The sequence below is a fragment of the Acinetobacter sp. TW_SC_4 genome (genome assembly GCF_054861205.1).
In genome coordinates, this window is sequence record NZ_JBSLRK010000003.1 from 75470 (window position 1) to 81896 (window position 6427).

The following is a 6427-nucleotide window of genomic DNA, read 5'->3' on the forward strand; positions in this document are numbered from 1 at the left end:
CAAGCATGACCGGGAGAGGTTTCCATCTCATCACTCTCTTCAGGATTACATAAGTTCATAAGTTGCGTAAGTTATGTAACTTTATAATTTAATATTCCTGGCAGATTAATCCCGGGCAGTTCTTCTCATTAGATGGATCCTTAGTTTTCAGCACTGCGCTTCCATATATGGACAAATCCCTGACAAGCATGACCGGGAGAGGTTTCTATTGCATAACTCTTTTTAGAACCACAGAACCACATAAGTTCATAAGTTCATAAGTTATGTAACTTTATAATTTAATATTCCTGGCAGATTAATCCCGGGCAGTTCTTCTCATTAGATGGATCCTTAGTTTTCAGCACTGCGCTTCCATATATGGACAAATCCCTGACAAGCATGACCGGGAGAGGTTTCCATCTCATCACTCTCTTCAGATTACATAAGTTTATAAGTTACGTAAGTTATGTAACTTCATAATTTAATATTCCTGGCAGATTAATCCCGGGCAGTTCTTCTCATTAGATGGATCCTTAGTTTTCAGCACTGCGCTTCCATATATGGACAAATCCCTGACAAGCATGACCGGGAGAGGTTTCCATCTCATCACTCTCTTCAGATTACATAAGTTTATAAGTTACGTAAGTTATGTAACTTCATAATTTAATATTCCTGGCAGATTAATCCCGGGCAGTTCTTCTCATTAGATGGATCCTTAGTTTTCAGCACTGCACTTCCATATATGGACAAATCCCTGACAAGCATGACCGGGAGAGGTTTCCATCTCATCACTCTCTTCAGGATTACATAAGTTCATAAGTTCATAAGTTCATAAGTTCATAAGTTATGTAACTTTATAATTTAATATTCCTTATAGATCAGCTGCTAACCGTTCATGTAATAGCCTTCCAATTAAAATGGACACTTCTCAATAAAGACCAAATTATAGAACTAGGGTTACCAAGACAGACTAAATTTTTTTCTATAGGTTAGTAGTGTTCAAAATAAGAATTTCTATTATTCAGGTTATGATAACTTTTCTGATTTATATTTTTCTTTATAGCCCACTTTTAACAAATCAGGATAATACTTTTTTACCTTTTCAGGGTCGAGAAGTTCAAGTGAAATCCTTTCTTTAAACGCTTCGATCTCTTCGCCTACATTGGCATATTTTCCCCCGAATTCGGGATATTTGATAAGGTCACACAATTTTTGAGCGAAAAATATAGATTGTTTTGGTGTCAACTGATATGTCGGTTCCAGTACCTTATCACTAACAATTAAGGAAGCTTTTTGATTAAAAGAAAATTCGATATGTGTAATTGTTCTTCCTTCTTTTTTCTGCTCATAACTTACGTCGATATCAGTAAGTTTATTAATTTGATCTATGGCAACCGTCAATACACGCTTTTTAAAATCGCCCATGGTTTTATATTCATTTTCAAGTAAACCTAACTTATCACGCAATTCAACCATACTAATATATAGCTTGCCTTTGCTACGCCATCTAATCAAAAGTTCATACAGCCGTATAGCGTATACGCTAGATAATTGAGAAATTTGCTTTAATTCATAACGGGTAAATTTTTCTTCAAGTTTTACAAAAAGCTGTAAAATATCAGGAGCAAAAATTAGTTGAGCGCATGCAGCTTCTTTAACATAGCCAACTTTTGATACCCAACGGCTTTTGTAGACCGCTGGCTTACCTGTAACAGGATCTATGGCCTTATAGGTGAGTCTACGTTCAAACAAGTTATCACACGCTCCTTGAAGAGCCTCATAGGCCGCTTGACGACCCAAATTAAAGTGCTTCATGTATTCAGATGCATGTATTGTTAGCAAGGTATCCGATGTAAGCTCTTTTTCAATTTCCCTAGCTGCAATAATCGCAACTAAAATTAAGCGTTGTTCAGACAAAGTCAACGCATAAGATGCTTCAATCAAGTTATTATCTTTATAAATTAGATTTGCCATATTGTGATTAGAGAAACAAATATCATTAATGGACATTAACACTTAATGACCATTAATGGAAGATCTATTTATGCCAGGAAAACGTCCATTTATATCAGGAAAACGTCCATTTAAATAAAGGAAAATGTCCACTTATTGTCAGGAAAACGTCCATTTAAATAAAGGAAAATGTCCACTTATTGTCAGGAAAACGTCCATATAAATCCTCTGAGAACTAGACTACATAAGGCATACAAAGGTCTTATAAATATAAATTTAAAAATATATATAAAATTAAAAAAGAGCATTACTTGTGGATAACTTTATTTTTTAAATTTATTTTTCACAATAGTTGATTCAAGAGAATCAAACTTGTACATTGTTTTTAACAAAATTACGTAACTTACATAACTTATGATTATTTTAGTAGGTGGTGAAAAAGGCGGAGCTGGTAAAAGCTGCCTTGCCCAAAACTTAGCGGTTTATTTACAAAAAAAGAATAGAGATGTTCTTCTTCTAGATGCAGATCCTCAAGGTACAACTACTGACTGGATTAAAGAGCGTGATGAGAATGAGGATTTAAAGAATATTCCATCTGTACAAGCTTCAGGCAATATTCGTCAAGTTTTAAAAGATTTATCAAAAAGATATGAAGATATTATCATTGATGCTGGTGGGCAAGATTCGGAAGCATTGCGTTCTGCTATGACTATAGCAACACATATGCTATTGCCTTTTAGGCCTAAACGTAGAGATCTAAAGACTTTGGATCATATGGAGCAAGTATTAAAACTGGCGCGAGCAGTGAATCCAGATTTGAATGCAAGAGCAATCATTACACAATGCCCAACATTACCGTCACAAGTACAGCGAATTCTAGATGCTAAAGAAGCCTGTATATCGTTCGGAATAAAAGCCTTAGACCACATCACGACAAATCGAAATGTTTATGATGATGCAGATGAAAATGGCCTATCTGTTTTTGAAGTAACAAGTGATTTTAAAGCAAAAGCAGAAATTGAAGGGATAGCTCAAGAGTTTTTAGGAGTATAACTATGGCAGGTCTTAGCGGTTTAAAAAAGAAAACTGACGAGCTTTCAGATCAGGATAAACTGGTTGAAAATTTCATATCTGGAGCTGATAAAAGAGTTAAGGATCTAGAAGTTTCACAAAAGAAATTCGTTCGTTGTACCTTTTCTTTAAACCAAGAATTAAGTGAATTAATTGATGAGCTAATTATCAAAAGTAATAACGCTCGTGTTAACAGATCTAGTATTGTAAGAATAGCTTTAGAGTCACTGGCAGAGCAGAATTTAGAAGATTTTAAGCAGCTGATTGATAAAAGTTTTAAATAAAATAAGAACATGTTATTTAATCTTATAGATTAAATAACATAACTTCATAACTTCATAACTTCATAACTTCATAACTTCATAACTTCATAACTTCATAACTTCATAACTTCATAACTTCATAACTTCATAACTTCATAACTTCATAACTTCATAACTTCATAACACTTTTTTAAACAAACCTATCTATAAAGATTTGTCTACCCATAGGAGAGCTGTACAATTTATACACTAATTCCAAATTTTTGGCTTTATTAGAGTTCAAATTAATTTACAAAAAATGATAGCATAAGTGTTTGTTTTTAAATACATTTATCTTATGTTAAAATTCATTTAATTTTATATTTTATAAGCAATTTTTTAGTTTAGATTCAATAAAATTGTAAATTATTGAATTATATATAATTTTTTAAATATTTTTTGTTTAATATTTTATTTACTATTTTTCAAACAAATTTTAATATACCTCGTTAAAACAATAACTTATAATTGCGGTGTTATGCGTATCTTACGCATAATACCGAGTTGCTTTCTGGTGAATATTTTAGAATTTTTATTTTTTTCTAACTTTATATTTTTCAAAATCAAATTTTTTCTTGTTATCTTAATTTTTTTGCGTGAATTTTCATCTTTTTATTAATTTATGGAGTTTTACAGCTTTAATTGATGGCACTGTTGAAAGAACTGGAAGCAGAAAATACTAAACTTAAAAAGATGTATGCAGAAAAATGGTTAAAGGCAGTAATTATCTATGAAGCAATAGTAATGAGTAGAATCGCTGCGCAAGATGGTCATTTCTTGTATCTACAAAGTTAACGTTACGTTATCTTTAGAGGGAAGCCAATCACAGCATCAATGACATTGAGTTTTTCAATCAAGTACTGACGAATCACGCCTTCACTTGAACCACAAAACAGCACACCATGTGGAAGGACTACAGCCATCGTGCCATTGTGATCGAGTTGATGAAGCATGTGCTGCACAAAAGCCATATCCGCTTTTGAACTTGGTGCAAGCTTACCAAAACGGCTAAAATGTTCGTCCTGCAAGAGGATTGGATCTGCTGACCATTTTGCTGAGAATGGAGGATTAGCGACCACTGCTTCAAAACGCTGATCAAGGTGCTGTGGGCGAGTTAAGGTATCTTCTTGCTTGATATCGAATTTAGCAAAGTGAACATCATGCAGAATCATGTTCATTCGTGCCAGGTTGTAGGTTGTACGGTTCATCTCTTGACCGTAAATCAATCGACATCTTGAACTTCACGTTTTACACGTAAAAGCAATGAACCTGAACCACAAGTTGGATCATAGACTGAACGCAAGCGTTCTTTGCCTTGAGTCACGATCTTTGCAAGCAAGGTGGATACGGTTTGCGGTGTATAGAATTCACCTGCTTTTTTTACCTGCACCAGATGCAAACTCACCAATGAGATATTCGTAGGCATCACCCAATACATCTGATTCTGAGTTACTGAGATCAAAATCAATATTATCTAGATGGGTTAGTACTTTGCTGACCAATTCATTACGATCGTTGGCATTGTTGCCTAATTTGGTTGAATTGAGGTCAAGATCTTCAAACAGATTGGCAAAGTCATCTTCAGATTCAGCACCCAAGGTACTACGTTCGATTTCTCGTAAGGTATTTGAAAGGGCACTGTTGCAAATAGAGATTTGAGTCGATGGTGTTTCCTTTAAAAAGTACTTAGAGACCGAAAACCCTGTTGATTAGACACACTTCACCCTGAGGCTGACCATAATAAAATGACGATGCTTGTCCTTTACGTAGTGCACGCATGACTTCAATACCTTTAATTGTGGCATAAGCCGTCTTCATAGATTTGAATCCTAATGTGGCCCTGATGATCCGCTTTAGCTTGCCATGATCACATTCAATCACGTTATTTTTATACTTAATCTGCCTGTGCTCAAGGTCTGGTGGACATTTACCTTCCCGTTTTAACCGTGATAAAGCACGTCCATATGTGGGTGCTTTATCCGTGTTGATCACTTGTGGAATTTGCCACTTCTTCACATTATTAGGACTTACGCATTGACGGATTCAAAAAAGTATTAAAATGCTTTATAAAGTATCTGTGATCAGACGAATTAAACATGCTTCTACAGCAACTTGTACATTACCCATTTATATGGGCTTTCTCATGACAGAACCGAACTCTATTAGCTGCACACAACTTGCCGAGACTTATAATATCTCGCATGATAGTGTAAATCGCTTTCTAGAGCGTGAAGACTACACACCTCACGACCTATATCAAGAATCAATTCAACATATTGATAATAATAAACTTATAGTCAGTATTGATGATACTGTTTTAGATAAACCATATAGTCAACATATGGACTTGGTTAGCTATTTTTGGTCAGGCAAACACCACCGATCCGTCAAGGGTATTAATCTCATTACCTTGTATGCGACAGATCAAAATGGTCAAAATATTCCAATTAATTTCCGAATTTATGACAAATCTGAAAGTAAAACCAAGAATGATTACTTTATGGATATGTTAAGTGAAGTACTCAATTGGGGTGCAAAGATTCAATTTATTACAGGTGATAGTTGGTATTCATCGACTGGAAATCTAAAAACCATAAGAAAATATGGTATTCGATTTATGTTTGGTATCGACTGTAACCGTAAGGTTTCCCCAGAAAAAGGACAATGGTTTCAACTGCGTTTATTGCCAGATTTCCATCAGGGTCAAGTGGTCTGGCTCAAAGATTTTGGCTTTGTACAATTATTTAAGACTCAGTTAAAAGAACAGCAGAGGTTTTATATTGTGCATCAAGATGAAGATGATTTATTGTCCTTTGAAGGTTTTCATGAATTACATTCAAGTCATTGGAAAATAGAGCAATATCACCGGGTGATTAAACAGGTTTGTCATATTGAAAAGTTTCAAGTAAGACGATCTAAACTGATTTTGAATCATATTTTTTCAGCCTTGATGGCCTACGTTGAGATACAAAAGAACCAGTTTGAGCGGATCTTTGAAAATATATATCGTTGGCAGAAGAAATTATTTAGACCAATTATCAAAAACTTCATTGATGACTTTATTCTCGATAAAAATCATCTGCTACCACAGAGAATCTATAAATAATAGTGCGTAAGTCCTA

At 34.5% G+C, this 6427-nt stretch carries 5 protein-coding genes and 2 pseudogenes; 4 read left to right on the forward strand and 3 right to left on the reverse strand.

Annotated elements, in window-relative coordinates; translation table 11 throughout:
- Positions 1–1005: 1005 nt before the first annotated feature.
- A complete protein-coding gene (gene repM / locus ACWM1W_RS16830) occupies positions 1006–1953 on the reverse strand; it encodes a replication initiation protein RepM (protein WP_201773389.1) in 948 nt (315 codons plus the stop codon).
- A 393-nt stretch (positions 1954–2346) separates the two neighbouring features.
- Between repM and ACWM1W_RS16835 the strand changes: the two genes are divergently transcribed.
- From ACWM1W_RS16835 to ACWM1W_RS16845, 3 genes are all read left to right on the forward strand, one after another.
- On the forward strand, positions 2347–2985 hold the full coding sequence (locus ACWM1W_RS16835; protein WP_068912720.1) for an AAA family ATPase: 639 nt from the start codon (positions 2347–2349) through the stop codon (positions 2983–2985).
- A 2-nt stretch (positions 2986–2987) separates the two neighbouring features.
- Complete coding sequence (locus tag ACWM1W_RS16840; protein WP_034171686.1) at positions 2988–3287, forward strand: hypothetical protein; 300 nt, start codon at positions 2988–2990, stop codon at positions 3285–3287.
- 663 nt (positions 3288–3950) lie between these two features.
- The gene (locus ACWM1W_RS16845; protein ID WP_375726188.1) at positions 3951–4100 is read left to right on the forward strand and encodes a hypothetical protein; all 150 of its coding nucleotides are present in this window, start codon (positions 3951–3953) and stop codon (positions 4098–4100) included.
- Between the two features lie 8 nt (positions 4101–4108).
- Here the strand turns inward: ACWM1W_RS16845 and ACWM1W_RS16850 are convergent.
- Together ACWM1W_RS16850 and ACWM1W_RS16855 are read right to left on the reverse strand one after the other, a co-directional pair.
- Positions 4109–4939: pseudogene (locus tag ACWM1W_RS16850) on the reverse strand (type I restriction-modification system subunit M); the annotation flags it as partial.
- 52 nt (positions 4940–4991) lie between these two features.
- Positions 4992–5327, reverse strand: a pseudogene (locus ACWM1W_RS16855) (IS6-like element IS1006 family transposase); the annotation flags it as partial.
- A gap of 55 nt (positions 5328–5382) precedes the next feature.
- Between ACWM1W_RS16855 and ACWM1W_RS16860 the strand changes: the two are divergent.
- Positions 5383–6411 (forward strand): IS701 family transposase, encoded by a 1029-nt coding sequence (locus ACWM1W_RS16860; protein WP_079281079.1) that lies wholly within the window; start codon positions 5383–5385, stop codon positions 6409–6411.
- The last annotated feature ends 16 nt before the right edge of the window (positions 6412–6427 follow it).

Excerpts from the sequence above, each read along its gene's own strand:
- repM (WP_201773389.1), bottom strand. The coding sequence starts at position 1,953 with ATGGCAAATCTAATTTATAAAGATAATAACTTGATTGAAGCATCTTAT.
- ACWM1W_RS16835 (WP_068912720.1), top strand. The coding sequence starts at position 2,347 with ATGATTATTTTAGTAGGTGGTGAAAAAGGCGGAGCTGGTAAAAGCTGC.
- ACWM1W_RS16840 (WP_034171686.1), top strand. The coding sequence starts at position 2,988 with ATGGCAGGTCTTAGCGGTTTAAAAAAGAAAACTGACGAGCTTTCAGAT.
- ACWM1W_RS16845 (WP_375726188.1), top strand. The coding sequence starts at position 3,951 with ATGGCACTGTTGAAAGAACTGGAAGCAGAAAATACTAAACTTAAAAAG.